This window comes from Streptomyces sp. NPDC037013 (genome assembly GCF_055607265.1).
This window is the reverse complement of record NZ_JBVJRV010000007.1, coordinates 443,182-469,586: the sequence shown is the minus strand read 5'-3', so window position 1 is coordinate 469,586 and position 26,405 is coordinate 443,182. Positions and strand designations below refer to the sequence as shown.

Here is a 26,405-nt window from a genome sequence, read left to right as displayed (position 1 = left end):
AGGTCGGCATAACAGGAGTGAACGCCGTGATGGGACCTGTCATTCCCGGAAGTCCCCGCCCACCACCGGGCTCCCACCCACCCCGACCACCACTCATTCCGACCGCTGACCGATCACCCCAGCCCCACCCCCACCCTCACCCCCGCCCCACCCCATAAGCCCGATGCGCCCCCCGGTCCGGCAGTCGTACGTACCCCGCCCGTGCCGCCACCGCCTGTGACGCCGTGTTCTCCGCTTCGACCACGGCGAGGAGCGAGGTCACCTCGGAGTGGGTGAGGGCCCACTCGGAGAGGGCTCGGAGTGCCCCGGAGGCGTATCCGTGTCCGCGTGCTCCCGGCACCAGGTCGTAGCCGACCTCGACGCAGCCGTCGTCGTCCGGCGGGCCGTGGAAGCCCATGCCGCCGATGGCCAGTTCGTCGGCGGTGCGGACCAGGGCGTACATGCCCCATTCGGGGCGGTGCACCCCGGCCGCGTACGCCTTCGTCACCATGCCGGCGGCGCGGCGCGTGCCGTCGTAGGGGGAGCCGTCGAGCCAGTCGAGTCCGCCGGTGCCGCCCGTGGCGAGGTCCGCGGCGACCGCGGGGGTCACTTCGCGCAGGGCGACGTCGCCGGCGGGGAGGGAGGCGGGGTTGCGCCAGTGCCAGTGGTCGAGGCGGGGGCGGCCGGGCAGGGTGCCGCGGCCCGTGGCCCACAGGAGCGTCGTCCAGGGTGTGCCGCCCGCGGGGGTGGGCGGTATGTGCGGGAAGAGGTGGGCGAGGACCGCCTCGCAGAGGGGGGCCGGGGGTTCCGCGTCGACTCCGAGGGCGCGGGCGATGTCGTGGGTGTGGAGGAGGGCTTCGGTGATGCCCATCGCGGCGAAGCCCGCCGCGTCCGCGGAGCCCGCGGGGAAGGGGTGGAAGGCGCGGGTGCCGCGCGGGGTGGTGCGGACGACCGAGGCGAGGATGCCGCCGGTGGCCTCGATGACGCGGATGGCGCCCTCGGGGCCGGTGCCCGGGTCGAGGACGGTCTCGAAGGGCGCGTAGGTGTCGGTGGCCCGGCCGGTCAGCTGGGCCGCGTATCCGACGAAGTCGCCCGCGATGTGTTCGGCCGTCCGGAGGCAGCTCCAGTCGAGCCCTTCCGCTTTGACGCTCCAGTCGCGGTCGGCGGCCGCGCGCAGCACCTTCACCGTGTGTGCCACGGCCTCGTCGATCCGGTCCCCACCCATGAGAAGCATGCGCCGAGAGTACGGGAGCGCGGGCTGGGCGGCCGCCGAGTTTTCAGGGGGCGAGCAGGGCGAGTTCCGTGGCGAGGTTCTCGCGGGCCGGGGCCTCCCAGTTGGCCGCTCCGTGGGCGGTCCTGAACAGGCGTGGCAGCGCGATGAGTTGGCGCAGCACGTCGGCCCGGCCCCGGCGGAACGCCTCGTCGGGGACGAAGCCGTACTCCTCGCGGACGGCGGCGGCGTAGGCGGCGTACGCGTCCGGGGGCGCGGCGAGGATCGCCAGGTCGGCGTCGCACAGGGCTTCGCCGTTGTGGTCGCCGTCGGCGGGGTCGTGCGTGGTGGTGAGGCGGACCAGGCGGGCGACTTCGTGGACGTGGGCGGGTGCCAGGCCGGCTTCGGTGAGGGCGCGTTCGGCGAGGCGTGCCGAGCGCTCCTCGTTCTCGGAGCGGTCGGGCGCGTACACCGCGTCGTGGAACCAGGCGGCGAGGCGTACGAGTTCGGGGTCGTCGGCGTGGTCCGCGAGGACGTCGAGGTGGCCGAGGACGGCCGCCAGGTGGGCGGTGGTGTGGTACTTGCGCTGCGGTTCGGACCAGCGGGCGAGCAGCCGGTCCGCGTAGGGCGCGGGGTCGGGGGTGTCCTGGCTCGCGCGCAGCAGGGTGGCGGCCCAGCGGGCGTGGAGGTCCTTGTCGTCGGCCATGGGTGGATCCTAGTCGTTGTGTACCCCTGGGGGGTATGTTAACGTCCCCGGGTCAAGTACCCCAGGGGGGTATCCAGAGCGGGTATGGATCCGTGGAGGAAAACGTCATGCAATCCGCCAACCCCATGCGCTGGTGGGCGCTGTTCGTCCTCGCCACCGCGCAGTTCATGGTCATCATGGACACCTCGATCATCGGGGTCGCGCTCCCCGAGATGCAGCGTGACCTGGGCTTCTCGCAGGGCGAGCTGCAGTGGGTCTTCAACGCGTACGTCATCGCCTTCGGGGGGCTCCTGCTGCTCGGCGGCCGCCTCTCCGACCTGCTCGGCGCCCGCAAGGTCTTCGCCGCCGGCTGGGTGGTCCTCATCGCCGGGTCCGTGCTCGCCGCCGCCGCGCAGGGCGCCGCGGCCGAGGTCGCCGGGCGCGCCGTGCAGGGCGTGGGCGGCGCGCTCATCGCGCCGGCCGCGATGACCCTGCTGATGATGCTCTTCGGGCACGACCCGAAGGAGCTGGGCAGGGCCATGGCCCTCTACGGCGCCGCGGCCCCGGCGGGCGGCACGGCCGGTGTCTTCCTCGGCGGTGTCTTCACGGAGTGGCTGAGCTGGCCCTGGGTCTTCCTCATCTACATCCCGATCGGCCTCGCCACGCTCGCCGCGACCCGCCTGCTGCCCGCCGTCGAGGGCAGGCGCGGCTCCGTCGACCTCCTCGGCGCCGTCGCCGTCACCGCCGGTCTCGCGCTCGCCGTCTTCGCCGTCGTCCGGGCTCCGGAGGCCGGCTGGGGTTCGACCGGGACCGTCCTGCAACTGGCCGGTGCGGCAGGCCTGTTGGCGCTCTTCCTCGTCGTGCAGAAGTCGGTGTCCCAGCCCCTCATGCCGCTGGGCGTGTGGCGTGTGCCGCGGCTCGGCTCCGCCAACGTCGCGATGGCGCTGCTCGGCGCCGCCTGGATCCCGATGTGGTACTTCCTCAACCTCTACCTCCAGCAGGTCATGGGGTACGGGGCGTTCGCCAGCGGCGCGGCCCTGCTGCCGATGACCGGTCTGCTGATGGTCTTCATGACCGCCGTCACCGCCCGGCTGCTCGGCCGGTTCGGCGCAAAGGCGCTGATCGGCAGCGGTCTCCTGGTCCTCGCGGCCGGTCTGCTGTGGCTGGCGCAGGCGGGCCCGACCGGCTCCTTCGCCGTCGACGTCCTGCCCGCATCGCTGGTCGCCGCGCTCGGCATGTCCCTCGCCTACATCCCGGCGATGATGGCAGCCATGTCCGGCGCCCCGCAGGAGCAGGCGGGGCTCGCCTCCGGCATCGTCAACACCACGTACCAGGTGGGTTCGGCGCTCGGCCTCGCCGCGCTGACCGCGCTCGCCACGTCGCAGGGGGCCGGTGAGCTCGGGAACCTGCCCGCCCTGACGGACGGGTTCGGCGCCGCGTTCACCGGCGCGAGCGCCATCGCGGCGGTCGGCGGCCTGGTCACCCTGCTGGTGATGCGGAAGGACTCCGCTCCCGCGGCCGGGGAGCGGGAGAAGGTGAACGCCTGACGGATGCGGGGCTGTCGCCGTCCCCATGGCCCTGCTCAAGTCGTCCCCGTCGCCCCATCCGCCCCCATCGCCCCATCGGTCCACGGGAGCCGGGCGGGCCGGACACTTCCGGCCCGCCCGGCTCTCCGCGTTCCCGAGGGGGCGACGAGGCCGCCGGGGAAAAGGAGTTGGCGTCTGACGGCTCCGGTGGATCATGGGGGGATGTCCAGTGAACCGAATCCTCCCGGGGCCCTCGTGCCCGCCGACCCGACCGTGGTGCACCCGATGCCCGGGCAGCAGCGCGTGGTGCTGCTCAAGCCCCTCGTGACCTCGCCGTTGATCGAGGTCGGGGAGTTCTCGTACTACGACGATCCCGATGACCCGACCGCCTTCGAGACGCGGAACGTGCTCTACCACTACGGTCCCGAGCGGCTGGTCATCGGGAAGTTCTGCGCGCTGGGGGAGGGCGTGCGGTTCATCATGAACGGCGCCAACCACCGGATGGACGGGCCGTCGACCTTCCCCTTCCCGATCATGGGCGGCTCCTGGAGCGAGCACTTCGACCTGATCAGCGGCCTGCCGGGGCGCGGTGACACGGTCGTCGGCAACGACGTCTGGTTCGGTTTCGGCGCCACCGTGATGCCGGGCGTCAGGATCGGGCACGGCGCCGTCATCGCCTCGCGCGCGGTGGTCGTCGACGACGTGCCGGACTACGGCATCGTCGGCGGCAACCCGGCGAAGCTCATCCGCCACCGCTTCGGCGCGGAGGACATCGCCCGGCTGCTCGACATCGCCTGGTGGGACTGGCCGGTCGAGCACCTCACCGCGCACATCCGGGCCGTGATGTCCGGCTCGGTGGACGAACTGGCCGCCGTGGCCCCGGCCGGACACACGCGTACCCCGGAGGCCGACTGACCTCCGGGGTGTCCCGTACGTTCCGCGGCGCCACCGGCCCTCAGTGCCGGTGGCCCCCGTCCTTTCCGCCGGCGGTGTGCCCGCCCCCGCCGGCGTGCACCGTGAACGCCGCCGTGTGCACCTTGCCCCCGTGCCGGAAGTCCAGGAACAGGCGGTACGCGCCCTTGCTCGGTGCCGCCGCGCCGAACGAGATGTCCGGTCCCGGCCGCGTCTTCCCGTCGCCGGGCTCGCCGTTCGGGTGGACGTGGAGGTAGGCGAGGTCGCCCGAGCGCAGGGCCACCAGGTGGCCGTACGCGCCCAGGTAGGGCTGGAGATCGGTCACCGGCTCGCCGTTCCGCGCCACGCTCAGGGTGAGGTCGCCGCCCGCGCCGGTCTTCAGCTCGCCCTTCAGGGTCACGTCGTACCCGTCGACGTGGGCCGTCGTGGTGTGCGCGGGCAGCTCCTTCGGCTCGTACGCCCCCGCCACCCCGAGGTCCGCGCCGAGGGTGAGGCCCTCCTTCGCGCCCTCGGGGCGGAAGTCGGCGAAGACGCGGTAGCCGCCCGCCTCGGGCAGCTCGAGGGGGGTGGACCAGGTGCCGTCGGCCGCGCGGGTGGGGTGCAGGTGGCGGTAGGTGGTCAGGTCGCGTGAGGCGACGATCAGGTGGAGCTCCTTGTCGTGCTCCTTGCGGTACGCGGTGACGTTGCGCCCCGAGGCGTCCTCCACGACGGCGAAGCGGAGCTCCTGCTTCTTGTCCGCCTGGATGCGGGCGGTCCTCAGGTCGAGGGTGTAGCCGCGGTCGGAGACCTTCAGGCCGCCGGGTGCGGCCTCGGCGTGGCCGGCGTGCCCTCCGTGCTCCTGTGGTTCTCCTTCCCGCCGGTCGCCGTCGTGGTCGCCGTGCCGGGCCGCCGGCGTCGTGTCCGTGACGGGGTCGACGCCCTTGCCGATCCCGTACGCGGTTCCGAACGTCGCGGCGACGGCGGCGGCGAAGGCGGTGATCTTCAGTCCGGTGTTCATGACGGCTCCCCGGTTCATGCGGTTGGTCGGTGATCACTGATCGGTGATCGGTGGCGCGGGATGTGTCGGTCCCGATGAGACGAAGGTACCCCCTGGGGGTATTAAGTCAAGTCTCGGATCACCCTTGCGTTCGGTACCCCCCAGGGGTATACATGGATCTCGTCAGCGGTACCCGCCCCGGGTATCGGCAGTCCGCCCGTACAGGAGCAGCCCATGGCCGCGTCCACCACCACTCCAGGTGCCCCGCACACGGCGCCAGCCGCCGAGGTCGAGCTCGCCATCGGTGGCATGACCTGCGCCTCCTGCGCGGCCCGGATCGAGAAGAAGCTCAACCGCATGGACGGCGTCGAGGCGACCGTCAACTACGCCACCGAGAAGGCCAAGGTCACCTACCGCGGCGCGGACGTCTCCGTGCGGGACCTCATCGCCACCGTCGAGGCCACCGGCTACACCGCCCAGGAGCCCGCCCCCGCCCCCACCGGCCGCGAGACCGGCCCCGGGGCGGGCGAGGACGACGAGGAGCGCGCCGAGGACGACGCGCTGCGGCCACTGCGGCAGCGGCTGACCGCCGCCGTCCTGCTCTCGGTGCCCGTGATCGCGATGGCGATGGCGCCCGCGCTGCAGTTCGAGTACTGGCAGTGGCTCTCGCTCACGCTGGCCGCGCCCGTCGTGACGTATGCCGCCTGGCCCTTCCACAAGGCGGCCTTCACCAACGCCCGGCACGGCGCCGCCACCATGGACACGCTCATCTCGGTCGGCACCTCGGCGGCGTTCCTCTGGTCCCTGTGGGCGCTGTTCTTCGGCACCGCGGGCACGCCCGGCATGACGCACCCCTTCGAGCTGACCATCACCAGGAGCGACGGCGCCGGGAACATCTACCTGGAGGCCGCCGCCGGCGTCACCGCGTTCATCCTCGCCGGGCGGTACTTCGAGGCCCGCTCCAAGAGGAAGGCGGGCGCCGCCCTGAAGGCGCTGCTGCGGCTCGGCGCCAAGGACGTCACCGTGGTGCGCAAGGACGGGCGCGAAGAGACCGTGCCGGTCGGGCAGTTGGCGGTCGGCGACCGGTTCCTGGTGCGGCCCGGCGAGAAGATCGCCACCGACGGCAGGGTCGTCGAGGGCTCATCGGCCGTGGACGCCTCCATGCTGACCGGCGAGTCCGTGCCCGTCGAGGTCGCCGCGGGCGACGCGGTCACCGGCGCCACCCTCAACGTCGGCGGCCGGCTCGTCGTCGAGGCCACCCGCGTCGGCGCCGACACCCAGCTGGCCCGCATGGCGAGGCTCGTGGAGGACGCGCAGAACGGCAAGGCCGCCGCCCAGCGCCTGGCCGACAAGATCTCCGCGGTGTTCGTGCCGGTCGTCATCGGCCTTGCGCTCGCCACCCTCGGCTTCTGGCTCGGCAACGGCGCGGGGCTGACCGCCGCGTTCACCGCCGCCGTCGCCGTACTGATCATCGCCTGCCCGTGCGCGCTCGGCCTCGCCACCCCGACCGCTCTCATGGTCGGCACCGGCCGCGGCGCCCAGCTCGGCATCCTCATCAAGGGCCCCGAGGTCCTTGAGTCCACCCGCCGCGTCGACACGATCGTCCTGGACAAGACCGGCACCGTCACCACCGGCCGGATGACCCTGCTCGCCACCCACACCGCCGACGCCACCGAGACCGAGGTCCTGCGCCTGGCCGGCGCCCTCGAGCACGCCTCGGAGCACCCCATCGCCCAGGCCGTCGCCGCCGGCGCGGCCGCCCGGGTCGGCGACCTGCCCGCCCCCGAGGACTTCGCCAACATCGCGGGGCTCGGCGTCCAGGGCGTCGTCGAGGGGCACGCGGTCCTGGTGGGCCGCACCCAGCTCCTCGACGAGTGGGAGATCCACCTGCCCGTCGAGCTGGAGCGCGCCAAGGCGCGGGCCGAGGCGGCCGGACGTACCGCCATCGCGGTCGCCTGGGACGGTGCGGCCCGCGCGGTTCTGGAGGTCGCCGACGCGGTCAAGGACACCAGCGCCGAGGCCATCGCGCGGCTGCGGGCCCTCGGCCTCACCCCGATCCTGCTGACCGGCGACAACGCGGCCGTCGCCGCCTCGGTCGCCGCCGAGGTCGGCATCGCGCCCGATAACGTGATCGCCGAGGTCATGCCGCAGGACAAGGTCGACGTGGTGAAGCGGCTGCAGGCCGAGGGGCGCAGCGTGGCCATGGTCGGCGACGGCGTGAACGACGCGGCGGCGCTGGCCCAGGCCGACCTGGGCCTTGCGATGGGCACCGGCACGGACGCCGCGATCGAGGCCGGTGACCTGACGCTGGTCCGGGGCGACCTGCGGGCCGCGGCGGACGCGATCAGGCTCTCCCGGCGCACGCTCGGCACGATCAGGTCCAACCTCTTCTGGGCCTTCGCCTACAACGTGGGTGCCCTGCCGCTGGCCGCGGCCGGTCTGCTCAACCCGATGATCGCGGGTGCGGCGATGGCCTTCTCGTCCGTCTTCGTGGTCGGCAACAGCCTGCGGCTGCGCGGGTTCAAGCCGCTCGCCTGACTCCTTTCTGGCCCCCTTCCCGTCTCCCGTTCCCGTCTCCCCTTCCGTCTCCCCGGCGTGGGCCTCCCGGCTCGCACCGGGGAGTTCTGCGCGTAGGCTGGTAATTGGACTAGACCTATGCCAGGTTTCCGGTGGTAATTCGGCAGCCGAGCCGCAGCGACCAGAAGGAAGAGACATCCATGAGCAAGCGTGCAGTCCTGGAGGTGATCGCCCTCGACGCCGAGGACGCCGTCGCCGCCCAGGCCGGCGGAGCGGACCGCCTCGAGCTGGTGACGGACATGGCCGCGGACGGCCTCACGCCGTCCCGCGAGACCTTCGCCCGGATCCGCTCCGCCGTCGACATCTCGCTGCGCGTGATGCTCAGGCTCGCCGACGGCTTCGCCGCGGGCGACGTCGACGCTTTGGTCCGCCGCGCCCACGAGCTGCGCGGCGAGGGCGCCGACGAGTTCGTGCTCGGCTTCCTCGACGAGTCGGGCGGCCCCGACCTGCCCGCGATCGAGACGCTTGTCGCCGCGCTCGACGGCTGCCGCTGGACCTTCCACCGTGCGATCGACCGCGCCGCCGACCGCGACGCCCTGCGCAAGCAACTCGCCGACCTGCCCGGCCTGGACACGTACCTCACCGCGGGCTCCGCGGCCGGCGTCGACGACGGACTGCCCACCCTGCTCGCCGAGGCCGCGCGCCGCGGCGAACCGGGATACGGCCCTCAGCTCCTGATCGGCGGCGGTCTGCGCCTCGACCACCTGCCCCGGCTGCGGGCGGCCGGCGTCGACGCGTTCCACATCGGCGGGGCCGCCCGCCCCGACGGCTGGAGCGCCCCGGTCTGCCCCGCGGCGGTCGCGCAATGGCGGACCGCGCTCGACGGTTGATCGTTTCTCCGCGGGACACGATAGAACTGGGTCGACACGGAGGGGATCTCATGCCGACACCAGCCCATCAGACGCGTCCCGCGGAGCGGATCCTCGCGGCCGGGACACTGCCCGTTGCCGCGATGCTCCTCACGGGGACGGTCGCGCTCTACATCGCACTCGTCGCGTTCGGGAACATCACCGACTTCGGCACCAACCAGCAGTTCGTACGCCATGTCCTGTCGATGGACACCACCTTCAAGGGCAACGGCCTCAGATGGCGCGCGGTGGAGTCCACCGCGCTGCAGGACGCGGCCTACGTCGGGATCATCGCCTGGGAGACCCTGGCCGCGCTGGTCCTCACCGCCTCGACGGTCCTGTGGGCCCGGGCGCTGCGCAGGCCCGACGGGCTGCGCAGCGCCCAACGCGTGGGATCCATCGGCCTGTTGATGATCCTCCTGCTCTTCGGGGTCGGTTTCATCGGCATCGGCGGCGAGTGGTTCGCCATGTGGCAGTCCCAGGCCTGGAACGGCCTGGACGCGGCCACCCGCGTCGTGACGCTCGCGGGCATCGTGCTCGTCGTCACCCACCTGCCGTCCGCCGCCTCGTCGGCGGACGGCCGCGAGGTGAAGGCCGACTAGCCGAGCGGCGCGGGCAGTTCGGCGCCGTGCACGACGACGAGCCCCGACACGGCACGGGTCAGCGCCACATAGAGCCGGCGCAGGCCCGTCCGTTCGTCGGGCTCGCCGTCGACGACGGCGGCAGGCTCGTCGAGCACCACGTAGTCGTACTCCAGGCCCTTCGCGAGGGAGGCGGGCACCAGCGTCAGGCGGGTGTCGGGCGTCGTCTCCTCGCCGGGCGCGAGATACGTGAGCCCGGCCGCGTCCAGCGCCCCGGCGAGCGAGGGGATCCGGGCGTCCGCGGCGATGAGCCCGACGGACCCCTCCCGCCGCAGCGACTCGGCGCACGCCTCCAGGCAGGCCGCGTCCAGCTCCGCCGCGTCCGCCACCCGGCGCACCGCGAGCGAGCCCGGCGACTCGCGCACCGAGTCGACCGCCGCGAGCCCCGGCGCGATCTCCGGCAGCAGCCGCGACGCGTACGCGATGACCTCGCGCGGCACACGGAAACCGGCCGTCAGCTCCTCCACCACGGCGCCGCTCTTGCCCAGATGGTGCAGGGCCTCCTGCCAACTCCGCGTCGCCCAGGGCGTGGTGCCCTGCGCGAGGTCGCCGAGGACGGTCGCCGAACCGGTCGTGCAGCGCCGGCCGACCGCCCGGTACTGCATGGGGGAGAGGTCCTGCGCCTCGTCCAGGACGACGTGACCCAGCGAGTGGGTGCGCGCGACGAGGTCGGTGGCCTCGTCGATCAGTACGGCGTCGGCCGCCGACCACTTGGCGGACTTCACGCTCCGCGCGGGCTTCGCCCACAGCAGCGCCTTCTGCTCCTCCTCGGTCAGCACCCCCTCGGCGTGCTCGGCGGTGAAGGCGGCGTCCGAGAGCAGCCGCAGCACGAGCTTCGCGGGATCGACCTGCGGCCAGAGGGACTTGACCGCCGCCTTCACCGCCGGGTTGCGGGCGACGGCGTCCTGCACCCGGTCGTCGGGCGCCTCGCCCGCCTGCTCCATGCGGACGAGCACGGCGTGGGCGATGCGCTGCGGCAGGGCCTCGCGCGCGGCCCCGTACCGGATGTCCCGCGCCAGCAACTCCCGGACGATCTCCTCCACTTCGTACGCGGGCACCCGCCAGCGGCGTGAGCCGCGCACCACCACGACGGGCTCGGTGGGCATCGTGACGTGCGAGCGCACGGCGGCGCGCAGCACCTCGGCCATCCGGGCGTCGCCCTTGACGAGGGCGGTGGCCGCGTCGTCCGTGCCGCGCACCTCGACGTGGGCGACGAGGTCGTCGACGGTGGCCTGCCTGACCTCCAGCTCGCCGAGCGCGGGCAGGACCTGCTCGATGTAGTGGAGGAAGGAGGCGTTCGGCCCGATGACGAGGGTGCCGGTGCGGGCGAGGCGGTCCCGGTGCGCGTACAGCAGGTAGGCGACGCGGTGCAGGCCGACGGCGGTCTTTCCGGTGCCGGGCCCGCCCTGCACGCAGACGCTGCCGCTCAGCCCGCTGCGGACGATCTCGTCCTGTTCGGGCTGGATGGTGGCGACGATGTCCCGCATCGGTCCCACGCGCGGCCGCTCGATCTCCTGCTGGAGGAGCCTGCTGGTCCGCTCGGTCTCCGTGGCGTCGCTGAGGTGCTCGTCCTCGTACGCCGTGAGGTCGCCGCCCGTGTAGCCGAAGCGGCGGCGCAGCGCGATGTCCATCGGGTCCTTCTTGGAGGCCCGGTAGAACGGCTGCGACACCGGCGCACGCCAGTCGATCACCATCGGATCGCCGTCGGCGTCGTGCACGTGGCGCCGCCCGATGTAGAACCGCTCGCCCTCGGCGCCCTCGGCCCGGTCGGCGCCGGGCGCGTGGAGGTAGTCGAGCCGTCCGAAGAAGAGCGGGGTGTGGGCGAGGTCGGCGAGGGACCGGATGCGCTCGTCGAGCTGGCGCTCGAGGACGGCGGCGTTCACCCAGTTCGCGGTGACGTCGCGGATGTCCAGGGCCTCGGCGTCCTCGCGCATGGCGCGCAGGGCGGCGCGGGAGGCGGCGAGGTGGCCGCGTTCCCTGGCGAGGGGGTCGTCGGGCGGGTCGAGCGGATGGGGGTGGGCGTGCGCGTGCACGGGGTGCCTCCGGCGGTTCTGCGGTGTGGTCTGCGGCCTCTGCTCCGTTGCTGCTTGGGCGAGGTGGGCCGGCCGGTTTCCGTCCGGGCGGCGGCGCTCCGCGGGGGAGGCGGGAAGGAGGCATCCTAGGACGGCGGTGGCCGCCGGGGCCAACGAATTCGCGCGGCGGCTCCGGACGGGAGCCGCCCGCGCGCCCGCACGGGGTGCCGGTCGTCGGTGTCAGTCGTCGGTGTCAGTCGTCGGCGAGTTCGGCGACGCCGGTGACGCGGTGCAGGGGGTACGTGCGGACTTCGTCCGCCGTGTGGTCGTACGCCGTGACGAAGCCGCCCTCCACGCGCACCGGGGCGATCACCCGCTGGCTGGCGGCGCCCTCGGCGTTCACGTACCCGATCCACACGGCCTCGCCGGTCAGCACCGCGGCCTGCATGGTGGCGAGGGTCTCGGCGGCCGTGGTGCGCGGCAGCCTGCCGTCGGCGGCCGGGACCTCCTTGCGGGGCGCCGTCGACGCCAGGTCGCCCGCGCGGATCGCCCGTACCGCCGCGTCGATGAGCGTGGCGCCCGGCAGCGGCGGGCCGTCGGGCACCGGCTCGGGGGCCGAGCGGGGCGGGGTGCGGTGGGCGTGGGCGCGGGTGATCAGGACGTCGCCCTCGGCGCTCTCCGCGGCGGGCGCGAACCCCATGGCGCGCAGCCCTTCGAGGAGCGTGCCCGGGTCCGCCTGCGCGGCCAGCACGGTGGGCGCGAGGCGGCGCAGGCGCAGGGCCTGGGCGCGCTTGTCGGCCATGATCTCGTCGAGCAGGGCTTCGTCGTCGCAGCGCACATAGGCGGAGGCGGCGCCGATCCGCAGGTGGCCGTGGCGGCGCGCCACGTCGTCGATCAGGTAGGCGAGGGGCTGCGGCACCGGCGTACGGGAGTGGGCGGCCAGGAAGGCGTGCAGGTCGGAGGCCGACTGCCCGGCGTCGAGCGCGCGGCGCACGGAGCCGGGCGTGAAGCGGTAGACGGTGGCGCCGCCCTTCGACTCGACGTCGGCGATGACGGCGAGGGCGTCGGCGAGCGGCCGCTCCAGCGGTCCTGGCGCCACGGCGGTCAGGTCGGCCTGGAGGAGGACGTGGTCGAGGGGTTCGGGGAGCAGCGGCGCGAGGAGCCGGGCGGCGTGGGCCGCGGCGGCGCCCCGCTCGGCGGTGCTCTCGGTCCGCGTGCCGTGCGCGCTGTGGGCCAGCAGTGCCCGGCCGTGCGTCGACAGCGCTCCCCGTCCCGTGACGCCCAGCAACTCGGCCTCGTTCAGGGTCCATCGGGCGATGCGGGAGCGCAGGTCCTGCGGGGTGGGGGAGTCGGAGGGGTTGGCGGCGCCGTCCCTGCCGGGGGCGGTGGGGGCTCCGGTGAGGCGCCCTGCGGCGGGGCGTTCCCAGTGGAGGCGGGCCAGCAGGGAGTCGGGGTCGGGTGCCGTGCCCTCGGGGAGCGTGCCGAGGAGGGTGAGGACGCGGTGGCGGACCTCGGGGGCGGCCGAGCGGTCCAGGTGCGGGCCGAGCGCGGAGAGCGTGCGGTCCTTGCCGTCGCGGCCGCCGACCAGGCCGGCCGTGCGGGTGGCCGCGAGCCACGCCGTGGCCAGCGCGGACCAGCGTTCGGCGGCGGGCAGCTCCTGCCACTCGTCGTACGCGGGGGTCGCGGCGTACCGTTCCTCGGCCTCGCCGTCGGAGGCCAGCAGACCGGCGGCGTAGGCCAGTTCCACCCAGAACGCGGCGAGCGGCTCGGACGTGTCGAGGGCCACTGCCGTCCGCTTGAGGTCGCGCACGCTCAGCCCGCCCGCGCGCAGCACCGCTGGGCCGCCCTCGTCCCAGTCCTTCAGCAGCTCCTCGACGGTGGCGAGCGCGGTGTACGCCTGGCCCGCGGCGGTCGCGTCCACAACCTGTGGACGGTGTTCGCGCGCCGCCCCCACGGGCGGCGGCACCGGCTCGGGCGTGCGGTGGGCGCGGCCCCCGCGCAGATGCAGGGCGGCCTCGCGGGGCAGCACGACCGTGCCGGGGGCCGTGGGCAGCAGGAGGCCCCGGTCGAGGAGCCAGCGCAGATGGCGTGCCGGGTCGGCGGTGACCTGCCCGTACGGCGGCCCCCAGACGAGCCGCGACAGCACTTCCACGGACTCGGCGGGCGCCTGGTCGAGCAGCGCCGACATCCGGGTGCGGTCCGTGAACAGGGCGGTCAGCGCCTGTACGGCGGAGACCGGGTCGTGCGTGGTGGGCAGCCCGGCCGCCGCGACGATGTCCTGCACGCGGGTCGGCGACATGCCGGCCGTGGCCTCGGCGACGGTCGGGCCGAGCCCGGTCGGCGACGGGTGCTGCGGGGTGGGGGCGAGCAGCTCGCGGGCGGTGCGGACGAGCCGCAGCCGGTCGTCGGGCCCCCACACCAGGGCCTGCGCGTGGAGGGTGGCGAGGGCGCGCGGCAGGGCCTCCTCGACGGCGGCGTCCCCGTCGTCCCCCGCCAGCAGCGCGCGCACGTCGTCGTACGAGGCGGGCTCCGGCGCCACCGCGAGCACCTCGGCGACCTGCTGCGCGAACCGGTCGAGCCGCTCCAGGGCGCGCACCACGGAGGCGCGGGTGCCGGCGCGGGTGGCGAGCTGGGTGAGGTCGGTGGGCACGGGGCTGAGGAGATCGGGCCGCGCCCGCAGCAGCTCGCCGAGCGCGCCGTCCTCCCGCGACCGGAGCGCCTCGGCGAGGGAACGCGGCACCGCACTCCCGCTCGCGCGGGCGTCGGCGCTGTCCCTGGGCTGCGACTCGTCGGTGCTCATCCGGTTCACGGTAGCGGGTCGGGCGGGGGCGGCGGGGGTGCCGGCCGCGCGGACGGCGGCGCGTGGAGACATGTCCGCCGCCCCGGAACGGCGTGAACGTTTCCCCACCTCTCGAAAGAGTGAACGCATCCCGTTGCCCGGGCGGGCTCCCCGGCGGGCCACCTAGCTTGCGCCCATGGTCAGTTCAGCCCACGAGGGCTTGCACCGCATCTTCCAGGAGCGGCCGGAGATCCTCGCCCCCGTCTTCAGAGTGCTGGGCATCGCCTTCCCCGAGAAGGCGACCCTGGACGCGCTCACCCCCGACGTGACGGAGACCCGGCCGCTGGAACGCCGCGTGGACACCGTGCTGCGCGTCGGCCCGTCCGACGGGGACGATTTCCTGCTGGCCGTCGAGTCGCAGGGCGCCCGCAAGCCGGACAAGGAGCTCAGCTGGGCGTACTACGTCGCCCACCTCCAGGCCAAGTACCGCCTGCCCGTACTGCTGCTCGTCGTCTGCCAGGACCAGGCGACGGCCAAGTGGGCGAGCGGTCCCTTCGTCTGCGGTACGCGCGGCTGGGTCACTCAGCGCACGTATCCGATGGTCATCGGCCCCGACAATCTGCCGGTGATCACCGACCGGCGGACCGCCGCGGCAAACCCCGCCATGGCGGCCTTCTCCGCCCTGGCACACGCCCGCAACCCACACATCGACGCCATACTGGAAGCATTCGGCGCCGCCCTTCAGGAGCAGCACGGGCAGGCCGCCGACTACTTCTACGAGTTCCTGGACATCAATCTGCGGGGTACCGCAGCCGGAAACAAATGGAGGGAAATCATGGGCTTCGTCAGCTACTTCCCCGGCCGCGGCACGGTCCGCGAGACGGCTTACCTCGAGGGCAAGGCCGAAGGCAGGGCCGAGGGAAGGGCCAAGGACCGCGCGTGCCTGATCCTGCGCGTGCTGGAGAAGCGTGATGTCCACGTCCCCGATGACGTCCGGGAGCGTGTCACCTCCTGCACGGACCTCGACACCCTCGGCCTCTGGTTCGACCGCTCGCTGACGGCCGCCGCGGCGGAGGACCTCTTCGAGGAGGCGCCGGAGCCCCCGGAGGTCGCGCAGGCCACGGACACGAGCGCGTAAGCCCTACCCCTCCCGTCCGTCCCGGGGTCCGAACACCGCGAGGGCGTCCGCGTCGGTGGCGCGGGCCCGCAGGTAGTAGTCGGCCCACTCGGCGATGTCCGGGTAGCCGGACTCCCGGGTCAGACGGGTGACCGCGGCATCGATGTCGTACTCCGTGGTCCGCAGTTCGATGCCCGGGCCCAGGAGTGCCCAGTGGGCGCCGGCTCTGCCGTAGGGCATGCCGACGCTGCCCGGGTTGACCACCATGCGGCCGTGCGCGAGGCGGGCGAACGGCATGTGGGTGTGGCCGCAGACCACCGTCCGCACCTCCGGGCCGAGGCCGTCGAACACTTCCCGCCAGCGGTCGAGCCGGGAGTCGACCAGGACGACTTCCTCGTCGTCGCGGGGCGTGCCGTGGCAGAAGAGGGTGTCGCCGAGGTCGGGCAGGGACAGCCGCACCGACTGGGGCAGCCCGGCCAGCAGGTCGAGGTGGTCCTCGCGCAGCCGCTCCGCCGCCCAGGCGGAGATGGCGTCGTCACAGTGCTGTCCCCGCCGGTGTTCGACCAGCTCCCGGTCGGCGTTGCCCCGGACCCAGACGGCGCGGTCCCCCAGCCCGGCCAGCACGTCGAGCACCTCGACGGGCTGCGGCCCCGCCGCCATGTCCCCGGTCAGCACGATCCGATCCGCCGCCCGTACGTCGGGTTCGGCGAGCACCGCCTCCAGGGCGGGCAGGACCCCATGTATGTCGGACAGGACGGCGACTCGGCGCAGCTCGGTGATCATCATGGGCATCACGGTGGCGGACGTTCGGCGAGGGTGCGCAGGGTTTCGCCGTCCGCGAAGGACGGCGTTCCCGCACGCCCTGTAGCCCACGTCACCACCCCCACCCGCCCCCATGCGGCACACTGGACGTTTGGCCTTAACGAAAGGGCGCTCGCGTGAACGGTCCCCTCATCGTCCAGTCGGACAAGACCCTCCTGCTCGAGGTCGACCACGAGCAGGCCGACGCCTGCCGCCGTGCCATCGCGCCCTTCGCCGAGCTGGAGCGGGCGCCCGAGCACATCCACACCTACCGCGTCACCCCGCTCGGCCTGTGGAACGCGCGCGCCGCCGGGCACGACGCCGAGCAGGTCGTGGACGCGCTCGTGGAGTTCTCCCGGTACCCCGTGCCGCACGCGCTGCTCGTCGACGTCGCCGAGACGATGGCGCGGTACGGGCGGCTGACGCTCTCCAAGCACCCCACCCACGGGCTCGTCCTGACCACCACCGACCGGCCCGTCCTCGAGGAGATCCTGCGGTCGAAGAAGGTGCAGCCGCTCGTCGGCGCCCGGCTCGACCCGGACACCGTCGCCGTGCACCCCTCCGAGCGCGGGCAGATCAAGCAGACGCTGCTGAAGCTCGGCTGGCCCGCCGAGGATCTCGCCGGATACGTGGACGGCGAGGCGCACAAGATCGACCTGGACGAGAGCGGCTGGTCGCTGCGGCCCTATCAGCAGCAGGCCGTCGAGGGGTTCTGGCACGGCGGCAGCGGAGTGGTCGTGCTGCCCTGCGGCGCGGGGAAGACCCTCGTCGGCGCGGGCGCGATGGCGCAGGCCAAGGCCACCACCCTCATCCTCGTCACCAACACCGTCTCCGCCCGGCAGTGGAAGCACGAGCTGGTGAAGCGGACCTCCCTCACCGAGGACGAGATCGGCGAGTACAGCGGGACCCGGAAGGAGATCCGGCCCGTCACCATCGCCACGTACCAGGTGCTCACGACGAAGCGGAAGGGCATCTACCCGCACCTGGAGCTCTTCGACTCCCGCGACTGGGGACTCGTCATCTACGACGAGGTGCACCTGCTGCCCGCGCCCGTCTTCAAGTTCACCGCCGACCTCCAGGCGCGCCGCCGCCTCGGCCTCACCGCCACCCTCGTACGGGAGGACGGCCGCGAGTCCGACGTCTTCTCGCTCATCGGGCCCAAGCGTTTCGACGCGCCGTGGAAGGAGATCGAGGCGCAGGGGTACATCGCGCCCGCCGACTGCGTCGAGGTGCGGGTCAACCTCACCGACGGCGAGCGGCTCGCGTACGCCACCGCCGAGGCCGAGGAGAAGTACCGGTTCTGCGCGACCACCGCCACCAAGCGGAAGGTCACCGAGGCGCTGGTCAAGAAGCATGCCGGGGAGCAGACCCTCGTCATCGGGCAGTACATCGACCAGCTCGACGAGCTCGGCGAGCACCTGGACGCGCCAGTCATCAAGGGCGAGACGACCAACGCGCAGCGCGAGAAGCTCTTCGACGCCTTCCGGCAGGGCGAGATCTCCGTCCTCGTCGTGTCGAAGGTCGCGAACTTCTCCATCGACCTGCCCGAGGCCACCGTCGCCATCCAGGTCTCCGGCACGTTCGGCTCCCGGCAGGAGGAGGCCCAGCGGCTCGGGCGGGTGCTGCGGCCCAAGGCCGACGGGCACGAGGCGCGGTTCTACTCCGTCGTCGCGCGGGACACCATCGACCAGGACTTCGCCGCCCACCGGCAGCGGTTCCTCGCCGAGCAGGGGTACGCGTACCGGATCGTTGACGCGGACGAGCTGCTGGCCGGGTAGTACCGGCGGGCGCGGGCCGCGGCGCGGGCGGCGCGACGCACCTGCCCAGCAGGGGCAGCACCGCGAGGGCGAGCAGCGGGTACGGCGCCGCCGGTGCCTGCTGCCACCACGGCAGCCGGAGATCGAGGTCGCCGTGGTGCGGGAGCAGCCAGAAGGACCGGGCCGCGAAAACGAGGGCCACGGCGGCGGCTGCGCGCATCCTGCCCCCGGCGATCAGCACGGCGATGAGGGGGACGCACCACACCCAGTGGTGGGACCAGCTGATGGGGGAGATCAGCAGGGCCGTGAACGCGGTCAGGAGCACGGCGGCCGGCTCCCCCGAGGCGCGCCGGACCAGCAGGAGACCTGCGGCGGCGGTGAGCGCGGCGGGCACCGCCCATGCCGCGCCCGGCGCCGTCTCGTGCAGGACGCGGGCGATCAGGCCCTGCAGCGACTGGTTGTCGACGATCCACGCCTTGCCCACCCGGCCCGTCTCGAAGAGCCGCCGGGTGAAGAACTCGACGCTGGCCGAGGGCAGGACGAGCGCGCCGAACAGCACGGTCCCGGTGAACGAGACGAGCGCGGTGACCGCCTCGCGGACATGGCCGCGCACGAAGAGGTGTGCGATGAAGACGGCCGGGGTCAGCTTGATGCCGGCCGCGACGCCGACCGCGAAACCCTTGCCGACCGCGCCGGGCGGGCGGGTGAGGTCCCACAGGACCAGGCAGGCCAGCGCGAGGTTGATCTGCCCGAACAGGACGGTCTGGAAGACGGGTTCGAGCCAGAGGGCGAGAGCCGTGGCGGCGCAGAGGAGCGGCGCGCGGGTGCGCAGGCCCGCGAGCCGGCAGGAGAGGTGGACCAGCAGGGCGAGGAGGGCGATGTTGCCGGTCAGGAAGACGGCCTTCAGCGCGCCGAGGGGGAGCCACGTCGTCGGTACGAAGAGGATCGCGGCGAACGGCGGGTAGGTGGCGGGCAGTTGCCACTCGGTGACCGTGAACCCGTACAGATCACTTCCGTTGGCGACGGCCGCGCCCTCGGCCCGGTAGACCAGCGTGTCGGCCATCGGGACGTGCCGGAGGGCGCAGAGGGCGGCGAGCGCGGCGACGGAGACCGCGAGCAGGACGCCTGCTGCCGGAAGTGAGGGTGCGGTCACGGTCCGTGTTTTCACGGGCGTGAGACTAGTGGAACGCGACCGGCTGGAGACGCCGCCCTGCCGGGGCTCCGGTCAGGGGCGGGGTGCGCCGCCGGGGGCGGTCAGCGGCGTCGTACGCCGGCTTCCTCCGCGTACTCGCCGAGGACGACGACGCCGAACGCGGCGCCCACGAAGGCCTTGGCGGCGCGCAGGGCGCCGCCCACGCGGTGCGGGTGGGAGGTGTCGTGGGATCCGGTGGCGGAGCCCGTGGAGGAGGGGGCGGACGCGGGGGTGAAGGTTGCTGCGCTCATGTCTCCATGGTGGTTTCCGGGGGCCCGCCGCGCATCGGCCTGTGGTGCAGGCCGCCTCTCACCCTCCGGTGCCCCTTAAGGGTTGATCCCCTACACCTTGAGTCGGAGACCGCCGGGCGGAAGGTGGAGGCCCGCTTCGGGCCCGACCGGGCGCGCCCGGGGGTGGGGAGGCGGTACCGTCGGAGGCGCTGGGCACAACCGCGGCGCGTCGAACGCAGCCGCCCCGGAGGGGACTTCGTGGGGATCGAGAGCGATCAGCTGGTCTACGACTATCTGAGCCGGGTCGGAGACCTGGCACAGCAGCGGCAGTTGTCCTCCGGCGACCGGATGAGACTCGTCTCCGACCTGCGCGACCGCATCGACCGCGGCCGGTCCGGTGCCGCCGACAGCCCCGCGTCCGTGCGCCGCATCCTCGCCCGCCTCGGCACCCCGGAGGAGGTCGTCGAAGCGGCGGGCGGTACGACGGGCGGTCCCAAGGGCGGCACCACGGGCGGCGCACCGAACGGGCCGGGCCGGCCGGAGGCGCCAGGAGCGGCGGGGGCCCCAGGAGCGGCGGAGGCGGCAGGTCTACGGAGCGAGTCGGCGGAGCCGGGCCCGGGCCCCTCCCGCCCCGCCGTGCCGGTGCAGCGGAACCACCGCTCCCGGCCGCGCCCCCGCCCCCGCCCCCACGGGGAGTCCGGCGAGAGCCGCGATCCCGGCACGGAGAGCGGGCCGGGTCGGCTGCGGCGCATCGTGCCCCGGCCCCGCCGCGCCGCCCCCGAGCCCCCCGCCCCGGTGGAGTCCGACGGGCCCTCGCCGCCGCACCTCGCGGGCACCGACGAACTGGGCCCGAGCGGTTCCGAACCCGACTGGTGGCGGGTGGACAGCACCCCGTTCGGCGTCGCCGACACCGTCCCCGGCTTCGTCGGCGGCGTGGAGATCCCCGAGATACTCAAACCCCCGCCCTCTCCCGACGACGCCCGCGCCCGCCTCACCAAGCGGAACCCCGCGGCGGCCGACGAGGACGAGGACGCCGAGTACGCGTACGACGACGAGGAGGAAGTCGACGGGGAAGGGGAGGAGGACGCGGCCGGGGGCCGGCGGCGCCGGTGGTGGCCGCGCGGAGCCCGGGCCGGCGCGGGGCCCGCGTTCAGGAATCCGCTGCTCCTGCTCGCCGCCGCGCTCCTCACCGTCGGTGCGGTCCTCGGCAACCTCCTTGCCCTGGGCGTCGGCTGGCTCATCGCCTACGCCTCGCGCAGGCTCACGCGCGCCGAGGCGAAGTTCGCCGCGCTGGGGCTTCCGGGGCTCGCGGTGGCCGCCGGGGTCGGCTGGCTGTGGGGGCGTACCGACGGGCGGTGGGGCGAGCCGATCGCGGACGGCCACATGAGCGACGCCATGGCCGAGACGTGGCCGTGGGTGGTGCGTGGCGCGGCCGTCGCCTCCGCGCTCTTCCTGCTGTGGAGGTCGCAGCGGCAACGGCCTTGAGGGGCGGGTGTGTTGCCCGCTACTTCTTCGTGAGGTCGGCGCGGATCTCGTCCAGGATCTTGCCGGCCGCGGTGTAGCCGATGCCCTGGATCCACAGCTCGTCGTCGACGGTGTGGACGTTGCCCGACTTCACCGCCCGCATGTTCTTCCACAGGCCGCTGCCCACGGTCTGCGTCTCCTTGGACTTCTTCGGATCGCCGTACGTGGAGCGGAAGATGACGTCCGTGTCGGCGAGGTCGATCTTCTCGGGGGACAGGTCGTAGGAGAAGGCGTCCTTCGCCTTCGCGGAGATGGGGGCGCGGCCGAGGCCGACGTCCTTGAGGATCGTGGCGATGTAGCTCTGGTCGCCGTAGAGGCGGATGTCGGCGCCCTCCATGAAGCGCAGGACGTTGACCTTGATCCGGGCGGCCTTGCCGGGGCCGCCGATGGCCCCGGTGACCTCCTTGGTGTGGGCCGTGTAGTCGGCGACGACCTTTCGCGCCTCGGCCTGCCTGCCCAACGCCCGTGCGTGGACCTGGAAGTTCGCCTTCCAGGGGAAGCCGGTCGTCTCCGTCATGACGGTGGGCGCGATGGCCTTGAGCTGGTCGTACTTGGCGGCGTGCCGGATCTTGGAGGTGAGGATGAGGTCGGGCTTGAGGGCGGCGATGGCCTCCATGTTGGGGTTCATCATCTCGCCGACGTCCTTGATGCCGCTGACCTTCCCCGCGGGCAGGTAGTCCGGGAAGCCGGACTCGGCCTCGACGTGGGTGGAGCCGACGGGCCGCACGCCGAGCGAGAGCGCCGAGTCCAGTTCGGCGGTGTCGAGGACGACGACCCGCTCGGGATGTTCGGGCACGCGCACATCGCCCATGGCCGTCCTGACGGTACGGGTTTTCCCGGCGGCCCCGGAACCTTCGGGGTCCGACGAGCCGCACGCGGCGAGCGCGAGCGCGCCGGTCAGGGCCAGCGTGCCGGTGACGAGCGTGCGGCGGCTCAGCGGGGAGCGGGAGGAGGTCCGGGAGGAGGTCATGAGGACGCCTTTCACGAGGCCTTCGGGGGGCGGGTGCGGCTCGGTGCAGGTGCGACTCGGTGCGGTGAGGCTCAGGTGCGGCTGGCGGGGCGGGTGGTCGCGGACCAGGGCGCCCCGGGGACGACCAGGGGGGAGCCGGTCACCGGGTCCGGTACGACCACGCAGTCCAGGCCGAAGACCTCGCGCACGAGCTCCTCGGTGACCGTCTTGGCGGGGGCGCCCTCGGCGACGACCTCGCCCGCCTTCATGGCGACGAGGTGGTCGGCGTAGCGGGCGGCCTGGTTGAGGTCGTGCAGGACGACGACGACCGTGCGGCCGCGGTCGTGGTTCAACTGGCGTACCAGGTCGAGGACTTCCACCTGGTGGGCGATGTCCAGGTAGGTGGTGGGTTCGTCCAGGAGCAGCAGGCCGGTGTCCTGGGCGAGGGCCATGGCGATCCACACGCGCTGGCGCTGGCCGCCGGAGAGCTCGTCGACGGGGCGTTCGGCGAGCGCGGTGACGTCGGTGCGTTCCATCGCCTCGGTCACCGCCTTCTCGTCCTCGTCGGACCACTGCTGCCACCAGCGCTGGTGCGGCTGGCGGCCGCGGGCGACGAGGTCGGCGACGGTGATCGCCTCGGGGGCGACGGGTGTCTGCGGGAGCAGCCCGATCTGCTGGGCGACCTTCTTGGTGGGGAGCGTGGCGAGGGATTCGCCGTCGAGGAGGACGGCGCCGCTCCTGGGCCTGAGGAGCCGGCCGAGGGCCCGCAGCGTCGTGGACTTGCCGCAGGCGTTGGGGCCGACGATCACCGTGACCTTGCCGTCGGGTATCGCCAGGTCGAGGCCGTCGACGACGGTGCGGTCCTCGTAGGCGAGGGTCAGCTCGCGCGCCGAAAGGCGGGTCACGACGTGCCTCCATTGCGGACGGAACGGCTCCGGACGATGAGCCGGATCAGGTACGGGGCGCCGACCGCCGCCGTCAGGACGCCCACCGGGAGTTCGGTGGGCGAGAAGAGGCGCCGGGCGAGCAGGTCGGCGAGGACGACGGTCAGCGCCCCGATGAGCGCCGAGCAGAGCAGCGGGATCTGCGCGGTGCGGGTGAGCCTGCGGGCGACCTGCGGGGCGAGGAGCGCCACGAAGTCGACGGGGCCGGCGGCGCCGGTGGCCACGGAGGCGAGGGCGACGCCGAGCAGGACGAGGCCGAGCCGTACGCGTCCCAGGCGCGTGCCGAGGGCCGTCGCCGTGTCGTCGTCCAGGGTGACCGCGCGCTGGGCGCGGGCCGCCCACAGGACGCCGGGGAGCAGCACGAGCAGGGCCAGGCCGAGCGGTTCGGCCTCGGCCCGGCCGCGGCCGTTGAGGGAGCCCGTCATCCAGATCTGGGCCTGCTGGGCGACGAGGTGGTCGCCCTTGGTCATGAAGAGCGTCGTCACCGAGCGCAGGGCGATGGCGAAACCGATGCCGATCAGGACGAACCGGGTGGCGTGCAGGCCGCCGCGCCACGCGAAGACGTACACGAGCGCGGCGGCGGCGACTCCGCCGAGCACGGACAGATAGGGCAGGACGGTGTACGAGGTGACCCCGAAGGTCATCGCGCCGACGGTGAGCGCGCTCGCGCCCTGGCTGATGCCGATGAGGTCGGGGCTGGCGAGGGGGTTGCGGGCCACGGTCTGGATGAGCGCGCCCGCCACCCCGAACGCGGCGCCGGCCAGCATGCCCACCACCATGCGGGGTGCGCGCAGCGTGCCCACGACCAGCTCGTCGGGGGAGGGTTGCCCGAAGACGACCTTGAGGGCTTCGGCGGGCGGCACGAAGGACTCGCCGACGCAGAGGTAGGAGAGGCAGGCCGCGGCGAGCAGCAGGGTGAGGGCGGCCGCCACGGCGGCGGACCGCCGGTGCAGGAGGAAGGCGGCGCGGCGCACGCGCAGCACCGCGTATCCGGTGGGGCGCACGCGGGGCCCGGCGCCGGCCCGGGAACGGGACGCGGGGGCCGCCGTGTTCATGCGGCAACCGCCTTCCGGCGTACGAGCGTCACGAGGAAGGGCACCCCGATGAGCGCGGTCATCACCCCGGCGGGTACTTCGCCGGGCGGGAAGACGATCCGCCCGACCGTGTCGGAGACGAGCAGCATGACCGGGCCGATGAGGGCCGCCAGCGGCAGCAGCCAGCGGTGGTCGGTGCCGATGAGAGCCCGGGCGATGTGCGGGACGGCCAGGCCGATGAAGGCGATGGGGCCGGCGGCGGCCACGCCCGCCCCGGTGAGGACGGTCGCGCCGAGCCCGCCGACGATCCGTACCAGCGCGACGTTCTGGCCGAGCCCCTTCGCGACGTCCTCGCCGAGCGCCAGCGCGTCCAGGCCGCGGGCGACCGCGAGGACCAGCACGAGGCCGGCGAGGAGGAAGGGCCAGGTCCGGCCGATGATCCCGGCGTCGCGGCCGGAGAGGGAACCCACCTGCCAGAACCGGAACTCGTCGAGCGCGGCGGCGCGGGTGGTGAGGACCGCGGTCGTCACGGAGACGAGCAGCGCGTTGACCGCGGCGCCGCCGAGGGCGAGCTTCACGGGGGTGGCGCCGCCGCGGCCGCCGGAGGCGATGGCGTGGACGGCGACCGCCGCGAGGCCGGCGCCGGCCAACGCCCACCAGACGTAACCGGTCAGCGTGTGCACCCCGGCGAAGGCGATGGCGAGGACGACGCCGACGGATGCGCCCTGGCTGATGCCGAGGATGCCGGGGTCGGCGATGGGGTTGCGGGTCATGCCCTGGAGGACGGTGCCTGCCAGGGCGAGCGAGGCGCCGACCAGCACGCCGGTCACGGTCCGCGGCACCCGCATCTCGCGGACCACCCCGGCCGAGTCGCCGGCCCCGCCGTGCAGCAGCGCGTCGAGGACGACGGAGGGCGCGATGGCGCGGGCACCGACGGCGAGGCTGAACAGGACGGCGAGCAGCAGGGCCGCGACGGCCGCCGTCAGCACGGCGGCACGTCGGACGGGCACACGCATCGGCTGAGCTCGTTTCACGTGGACGGCAGGAACGCGTGGAGCATGACGCGGCTCGGTAAGGCGAGGCTAAGTCTAGGTGCGGGCCGGGGGGTCGCCCTCGGCAGAATGGCCCCATGAGCTCACACACGCTGACCGTCGGCTTCGACCTCGACATGACCCTGATCGACTCGCGGCCCGGCATCAAGGCCGCCTATCAGGCGCTTTCCGCGGAGACGGGGACGTATGTCGATGCCGACCTGGCGGTGACGCGGCTCGGCCCGCCCCTGGAGGAGGAACTGCGGAACTGGTTTCCGGAGGAGAAGATCCAGGAGACCGGCGACCGCTACCGTGAGATCTACACCACACACGCCATCGAGCCGACCCTCGCGATGGCCGGCGCCCGCGAGGCCGTCGCGGCCGTCCACGCGCACGGCGGCCGCGCGATCGTGGTGACCGCCAAGCACGAGCCCAACGCCAAGCTCCACCTCTCGCACCTCGGCATCCAGGCCGACGCCGTCATCGGCTGGCTGTGGGCGGAGGCGAAGGCGCAGGCGCTGCGCGAACACGGCGCCGCGGTGTACGTCGGGGACCACACCGGGGACGTACGCGGCGCGCGTACGGCGGGCGCGCTCTCCGTGGCGGTGGCGACCGGGCCGTGCGACGCAGCGGAACTGCGCGCGGCGGGCGCGGACGTGGTCCTCGGCGGCCTCGGGGAGTTCCCGGCCTGGCTCGACGCGTACGTGGCGCGGGGCGCCGCCGGGTAGGGCCCTCAGGTGGTCCCGGTCGACCTGGCCCGCCGCCGCTGGAAGGCGATGCCGCGCAGCACGCCGGCCGCGGCGATGAGGAATCCGACGCCCATCAGCATGCACACCGCGTACGCGAGGGACGGAAACGGGTCGGTGCCCAGGAACAGGGGGGCGACGGTGACCATGGTGGCCACGGCCCCGACGAAGAAGACGATTGCTCCGGTCCGGACCAGTCCATCGCCCGGCCCGGCGGAATTCGCTTGGGTTTTGTCACGCACCCGACCAGGGTAGTTCCCAGCGCGAAGGAACAATCCGGGGACGTCTTGTCACCGGCCCCCGGACCAATAGGCTTGGTTCCGGCGGGTCGGGCGACCCGCTGTAGTGCTATCCAGAGCCGTTTTCGCGCCGTCGTACCGGACGGGCGGAGCCGGCATAGACGAGTACGACGAGTACGAGGACGAGGACTTCACGTGCCTACCGGCAAGGTCAAGTGGTTCAACAGCGAGAAAGGCTTCGGCTTTCTCTCCCGCGACGACGGCGGCGACGTCTTCGTGCACTCCTCAGTACTGCCCGCCGGCGTCGACACACTCAAGCCCGGCCAGCGCGTGGAATTCGGCGTGGTCGCGGGACAACGCGGTGACCAGGCCCTTTCGGTGACCCTTCTCGACCCGACCCCGTCGGTGGCGGCCGCCCAGCGCCGCAAGCCGGACGAACTGGCGTCGATCGTGCAGGACCTGACGACGCTTCTGGAGAACATCACGCCCATGCTGGAGAAGGGCCGCTACCCCGACAAGGCGTCCGGAGCGAAGATCGCGGGGCTGCTGCGGGCGGTCGCGGACCAGCTGGACGTGTAGGACCGCGGACGTATAGGACCGCCTGGACGCAGCGGACCACGGGGCGCGCGGTGGCGGCCGGCCGAGACAGGGCCCGGCCGGCCGCTCGTCCCGCTCACGTCCCGTTCACGTCCCGCG

General features: G+C 73.5%; 22 protein-coding genes and 1 pseudogene. 10 read left to right on the top strand and 13 right to left on the bottom strand.

The window, feature by feature from the left end:
- Positions 1 to 136: 136 nt before the first annotated feature.
- Together ACZ7DY_RS27495 and ACZ7DY_RS27490 are read right to left on the bottom strand one after the other, a co-directional pair.
- Positions 137 to 1,213, bottom strand: a complete 1,077-nt coding sequence (locus ACZ7DY_RS27495) for a GNAT family N-acetyltransferase (RefSeq protein ID WP_471139506.1) — start codon at positions 1,211 to 1,213, stop codon at positions 137 to 139.
- Between the two features lie 43 nt (positions 1,214 to 1,256).
- Positions 1,257 to 1,895, bottom strand: a complete 639-nt coding sequence (locus tag ACZ7DY_RS27490) for an HD domain-containing protein (protein ID WP_471139505.1) — start codon at positions 1,893 to 1,895, stop codon at positions 1,257 to 1,259.
- A gap of 107 nt (positions 1,896 to 2,002) precedes the next feature.
- On the opposite strand from ACZ7DY_RS27490, the gene ACZ7DY_RS27485 reads away from it, so the two are divergent.
- On the top strand, positions 2,003 to 3,421 hold the full coding sequence (locus ACZ7DY_RS27485) for an MFS transporter (protein WP_471139503.1): 1,419 nt from the start codon (positions 2,003 to 2,005) through the stop codon (positions 3,419 to 3,421).
- A 201-nt stretch (positions 3,422 to 3,622) separates the two neighbouring features.
- Positions 3,623 to 4,315, top strand: a complete 693-nt coding sequence (locus ACZ7DY_RS27480) for a CatB-related O-acetyltransferase (protein ID WP_471139501.1) — start codon at positions 3,623 to 3,625, stop codon at positions 4,313 to 4,315.
- 40 nt (positions 4,316 to 4,355) lie between these two features.
- On the opposite strand, the gene ACZ7DY_RS27475 is transcribed toward ACZ7DY_RS27480, so the two are convergent.
- The gene (locus tag ACZ7DY_RS27475; RefSeq protein ID WP_471139499.1) at positions 4,356 to 5,309 is read right to left on the bottom strand and encodes a hypothetical protein; all 954 of its coding nucleotides are present in this window, start codon (positions 5,307 to 5,309) and stop codon (positions 4,356 to 4,358) included.
- Between the two features lie 213 nt (positions 5,310 to 5,522).
- On the opposite strand from ACZ7DY_RS27475, the gene ACZ7DY_RS27470 reads away from it, so the two are divergent.
- The 3 genes from ACZ7DY_RS27470 (at position 5,523) to ACZ7DY_RS27460 (ending at position 9,315) form a co-directional block, all read left to right on the top strand.
- A complete protein-coding gene (locus tag ACZ7DY_RS27470) occupies positions 5,523 to 7,826 on the top strand; it encodes a heavy metal translocating P-type ATPase (RefSeq protein ID WP_471139497.1) in 2,304 nt (767 codons plus the stop codon).
- Positions 7,827 to 8,005: 179 nt separating this feature from the next.
- On the top strand, positions 8,006 to 8,695 hold the full coding sequence (locus ACZ7DY_RS27465) for a copper homeostasis protein CutC (RefSeq protein ID WP_471139495.1): 690 nt from the start codon (positions 8,006 to 8,008) through the stop codon (positions 8,693 to 8,695).
- Between the two features lie 50 nt (positions 8,696 to 8,745).
- The gene (locus ACZ7DY_RS27460) at positions 8,746 to 9,315 is read left to right on the top strand and encodes a DUF2165 domain-containing protein (RefSeq protein ID WP_471139492.1); all 570 of its coding nucleotides are present in this window, start codon (positions 8,746 to 8,748) and stop codon (positions 9,313 to 9,315) included.
- Here ACZ7DY_RS27460 and ACZ7DY_RS27455 read toward each other — a convergent pair.
- Both ACZ7DY_RS27455 and ACZ7DY_RS27450 read right to left on the bottom strand, forming a co-directional pair.
- The gene (locus ACZ7DY_RS27455) at positions 9,312 to 11,387 is read right to left on the bottom strand and encodes a HelD family protein (protein WP_471139491.1); all 2,076 of its coding nucleotides are present in this window, start codon (positions 11,385 to 11,387) and stop codon (positions 9,312 to 9,314) included. The two genes, ACZ7DY_RS27460 and ACZ7DY_RS27455, sit on opposite strands and share 4 nt — an antisense overlap.
- A gap of 232 nt (positions 11,388 to 11,619) precedes the next feature.
- On the bottom strand, positions 11,620 to 14,166 hold the full coding sequence (locus ACZ7DY_RS27450; protein ID WP_471139488.1) for a helicase-associated domain-containing protein: 2,547 nt from the start codon (positions 14,164 to 14,166) through the stop codon (positions 11,620 to 11,622).
- Between the two features lie 175 nt (positions 14,167 to 14,341).
- On the opposite strand from ACZ7DY_RS27450, the gene ACZ7DY_RS27445 reads away from it, so the two are divergent.
- A complete protein-coding gene (locus ACZ7DY_RS27445) occupies positions 14,342 to 15,283 on the top strand; it encodes a hypothetical protein (protein WP_471139486.1) in 942 nt (313 codons plus the stop codon).
- Between the two features lie 3 nt (positions 15,284 to 15,286).
- Here ACZ7DY_RS27445 and ACZ7DY_RS27440 read toward each other — a convergent pair whose 3' ends face one another.
- Entirely contained in the window at positions 15,287 to 16,045 is a 759-nt protein-coding gene (locus tag ACZ7DY_RS27440) for a metallophosphoesterase family protein (RefSeq protein WP_471139917.1), read from the bottom strand.
- A 155-nt stretch (positions 16,046 to 16,200) separates the two neighbouring features.
- On the opposite strand from ACZ7DY_RS27440, the gene ACZ7DY_RS27435 reads away from it, so the two are divergent.
- Positions 16,201 to 17,841: a DNA repair helicase XPB gene (locus ACZ7DY_RS27435; protein WP_471139484.1), complete on the top strand. Its 1,641-nt coding sequence runs from the start codon at positions 16,201 to 16,203 to the stop codon at positions 17,839 to 17,841.
- Between the two features lie 55 nt (positions 17,842 to 17,896).
- Here ACZ7DY_RS27435 and ACZ7DY_RS27430 read toward each other — a convergent pair.
- Positions 17,897 to 18,940: pseudogene (locus ACZ7DY_RS27430) on the bottom strand (glycosyltransferase 87 family protein); the annotation flags it as partial.
- 134 nt (positions 18,941 to 19,074) lie between these two features.
- Positions 19,075 to 19,263, bottom strand: coding sequence for a hypothetical protein (locus tag ACZ7DY_RS27425; RefSeq protein ID WP_471139481.1), 189 nt, complete (start codon positions 19,261 to 19,263; stop codon positions 19,075 to 19,077).
- 237 nt (positions 19,264 to 19,500) lie between these two features.
- On the opposite strand from ACZ7DY_RS27425, the gene ACZ7DY_RS27420 reads away from it, so the two are divergent.
- Entirely contained in the window at positions 19,501 to 20,727 is a 1,227-nt protein-coding gene (locus tag ACZ7DY_RS27420) for a hypothetical protein (protein ID WP_471139480.1), read from the top strand.
- A 19-nt stretch (positions 20,728 to 20,746) separates the two neighbouring features.
- Here the strand turns inward: ACZ7DY_RS27420 and ACZ7DY_RS27415 are convergent, their stop codons facing one another.
- From ACZ7DY_RS27415 to ACZ7DY_RS27400, 4 genes are all read right to left on the bottom strand, one after another.
- The gene (locus tag ACZ7DY_RS27415) at positions 20,747 to 21,736 is read right to left on the bottom strand and encodes an ABC transporter substrate-binding protein (RefSeq protein ID WP_471139477.1); all 990 of its coding nucleotides are present in this window, start codon (positions 21,734 to 21,736) and stop codon (positions 20,747 to 20,749) included.
- Positions 21,737 to 21,807: 71 nt separating this feature from the next.
- Positions 21,808 to 22,620, bottom strand: coding sequence for an ABC transporter ATP-binding protein (locus ACZ7DY_RS27410; protein ID WP_471139475.1), 813 nt, complete (start codon positions 22,618 to 22,620; stop codon positions 21,808 to 21,810).
- Entirely contained in the window at positions 22,617 to 23,714 is a 1,098-nt protein-coding gene (locus ACZ7DY_RS27405; protein ID WP_471139474.1) for a FecCD family ABC transporter permease, read from the bottom strand. The genes ACZ7DY_RS27410 and ACZ7DY_RS27405 overlap by 4 nt, the downstream gene beginning before the upstream one ends.
- Positions 23,711 to 24,709: a FecCD family ABC transporter permease gene (locus tag ACZ7DY_RS27400; RefSeq protein WP_471139472.1), complete on the bottom strand. Its 999-nt coding sequence runs from the start codon at positions 24,707 to 24,709 to the stop codon at positions 23,711 to 23,713. The genes ACZ7DY_RS27405 and ACZ7DY_RS27400 overlap by 4 nt, the downstream gene beginning before the upstream one ends.
- Before the next feature lie 113 nt (positions 24,710 to 24,822).
- Between ACZ7DY_RS27400 and ACZ7DY_RS27395 the strand changes: the two genes are divergently transcribed.
- A complete protein-coding gene (locus ACZ7DY_RS27395; RefSeq protein ID WP_471139471.1) occupies positions 24,823 to 25,452 on the top strand; it encodes an HAD family hydrolase in 630 nt (209 codons plus the stop codon).
- Positions 25,453 to 25,457: 5 nt separating this feature from the next.
- Here ACZ7DY_RS27395 and ACZ7DY_RS27390 read toward each other — a convergent pair whose 3' ends face one another.
- Complete coding sequence (locus ACZ7DY_RS27390; RefSeq protein ID WP_471139469.1) at positions 25,458 to 25,712, bottom strand: hypothetical protein; 255 nt, start codon at positions 25,710 to 25,712, stop codon at positions 25,458 to 25,460.
- 192 nt (positions 25,713 to 25,904) lie between these two features.
- Here ACZ7DY_RS27390 and ACZ7DY_RS27385 point away from each other — a divergent pair, with 192 nt between their 5' ends.
- Entirely contained in the window at positions 25,905 to 26,288 is a 384-nt protein-coding gene (locus ACZ7DY_RS27385; RefSeq protein WP_016642928.1) for a cold-shock protein, read from the top strand.
- Positions 26,289 to 26,405: the final 117 nt, after the last annotated feature.

Coding starts and splice junctions, on each gene's coding strand:
- ACZ7DY_RS27405 (WP_471139474.1), bottom strand. CDS start 23,714: ATGAACACGGCGGCCCCCGCGTCCCGTTCCCGGGCCGGCGCCGGGCCC.
- ACZ7DY_RS27425 (WP_471139481.1), bottom strand. CDS start 19,263: ATGAGCGCAGCAACCTTCACCCCCGCGTCCGCCCCCTCCTCCACGGGC.
- ACZ7DY_RS27400 (WP_471139472.1), bottom strand. CDS start 24,709: ATGCGTGTGCCCGTCCGACGTGCCGCCGTGCTGACGGCGGCCGTCGCG.
- ACZ7DY_RS27475 (WP_471139499.1), bottom strand. CDS start 5,309: ATGAACACCGGACTGAAGATCACCGCCTTCGCCGCCGCCGTCGCCGCG.
- ACZ7DY_RS27465 (WP_471139495.1), top strand. CDS start 8,006: ATGAGCAAGCGTGCAGTCCTGGAGGTGATCGCCCTCGACGCCGAGGAC.
- ACZ7DY_RS27460 (WP_471139492.1), top strand. CDS start 8,746: ATGCCGACACCAGCCCATCAGACGCGTCCCGCGGAGCGGATCCTCGCG.
- ACZ7DY_RS27495 (WP_471139506.1), bottom strand. CDS start 1,213: ATGCTTCTCATGGGTGGGGACCGGATCGACGAGGCCGTGGCACACACG.
- ACZ7DY_RS27470 (WP_471139497.1), top strand. CDS start 5,523: ATGGCCGCGTCCACCACCACTCCAGGTGCCCCGCACACGGCGCCAGCC.
- ACZ7DY_RS27445 (WP_471139486.1), top strand. CDS start 14,342: ATGGTCAGTTCAGCCCACGAGGGCTTGCACCGCATCTTCCAGGAGCGG.
- ACZ7DY_RS27440 (WP_471139917.1), bottom strand. CDS start 16,045: ATGATCACCGAGCTGCGCCGAGTCGCCGTCCTGTCCGACATACATGGG.
- ACZ7DY_RS27490 (WP_471139505.1), bottom strand. CDS start 1,895: ATGGCCGACGACAAGGACCTCCACGCCCGCTGGGCCGCCACCCTGCTG.
- ACZ7DY_RS27415 (WP_471139477.1), bottom strand. CDS start 21,736: ATGACCTCCTCCCGGACCTCCTCCCGCTCCCCGCTGAGCCGCCGCACG.
- ACZ7DY_RS27450 (WP_471139488.1), bottom strand. CDS start 14,166: ATGAGCACCGACGAGTCGCAGCCCAGGGACAGCGCCGACGCCCGCGCG.
- ACZ7DY_RS27480 (WP_471139501.1), top strand. CDS start 3,623: ATGTCCAGTGAACCGAATCCTCCCGGGGCCCTCGTGCCCGCCGACCCG.
- ACZ7DY_RS27395 (WP_471139471.1), top strand. CDS start 24,823: ATGAGCTCACACACGCTGACCGTCGGCTTCGACCTCGACATGACCCTG.
- ACZ7DY_RS27485 (WP_471139503.1), top strand. CDS start 2,003: ATGCAATCCGCCAACCCCATGCGCTGGTGGGCGCTGTTCGTCCTCGCC.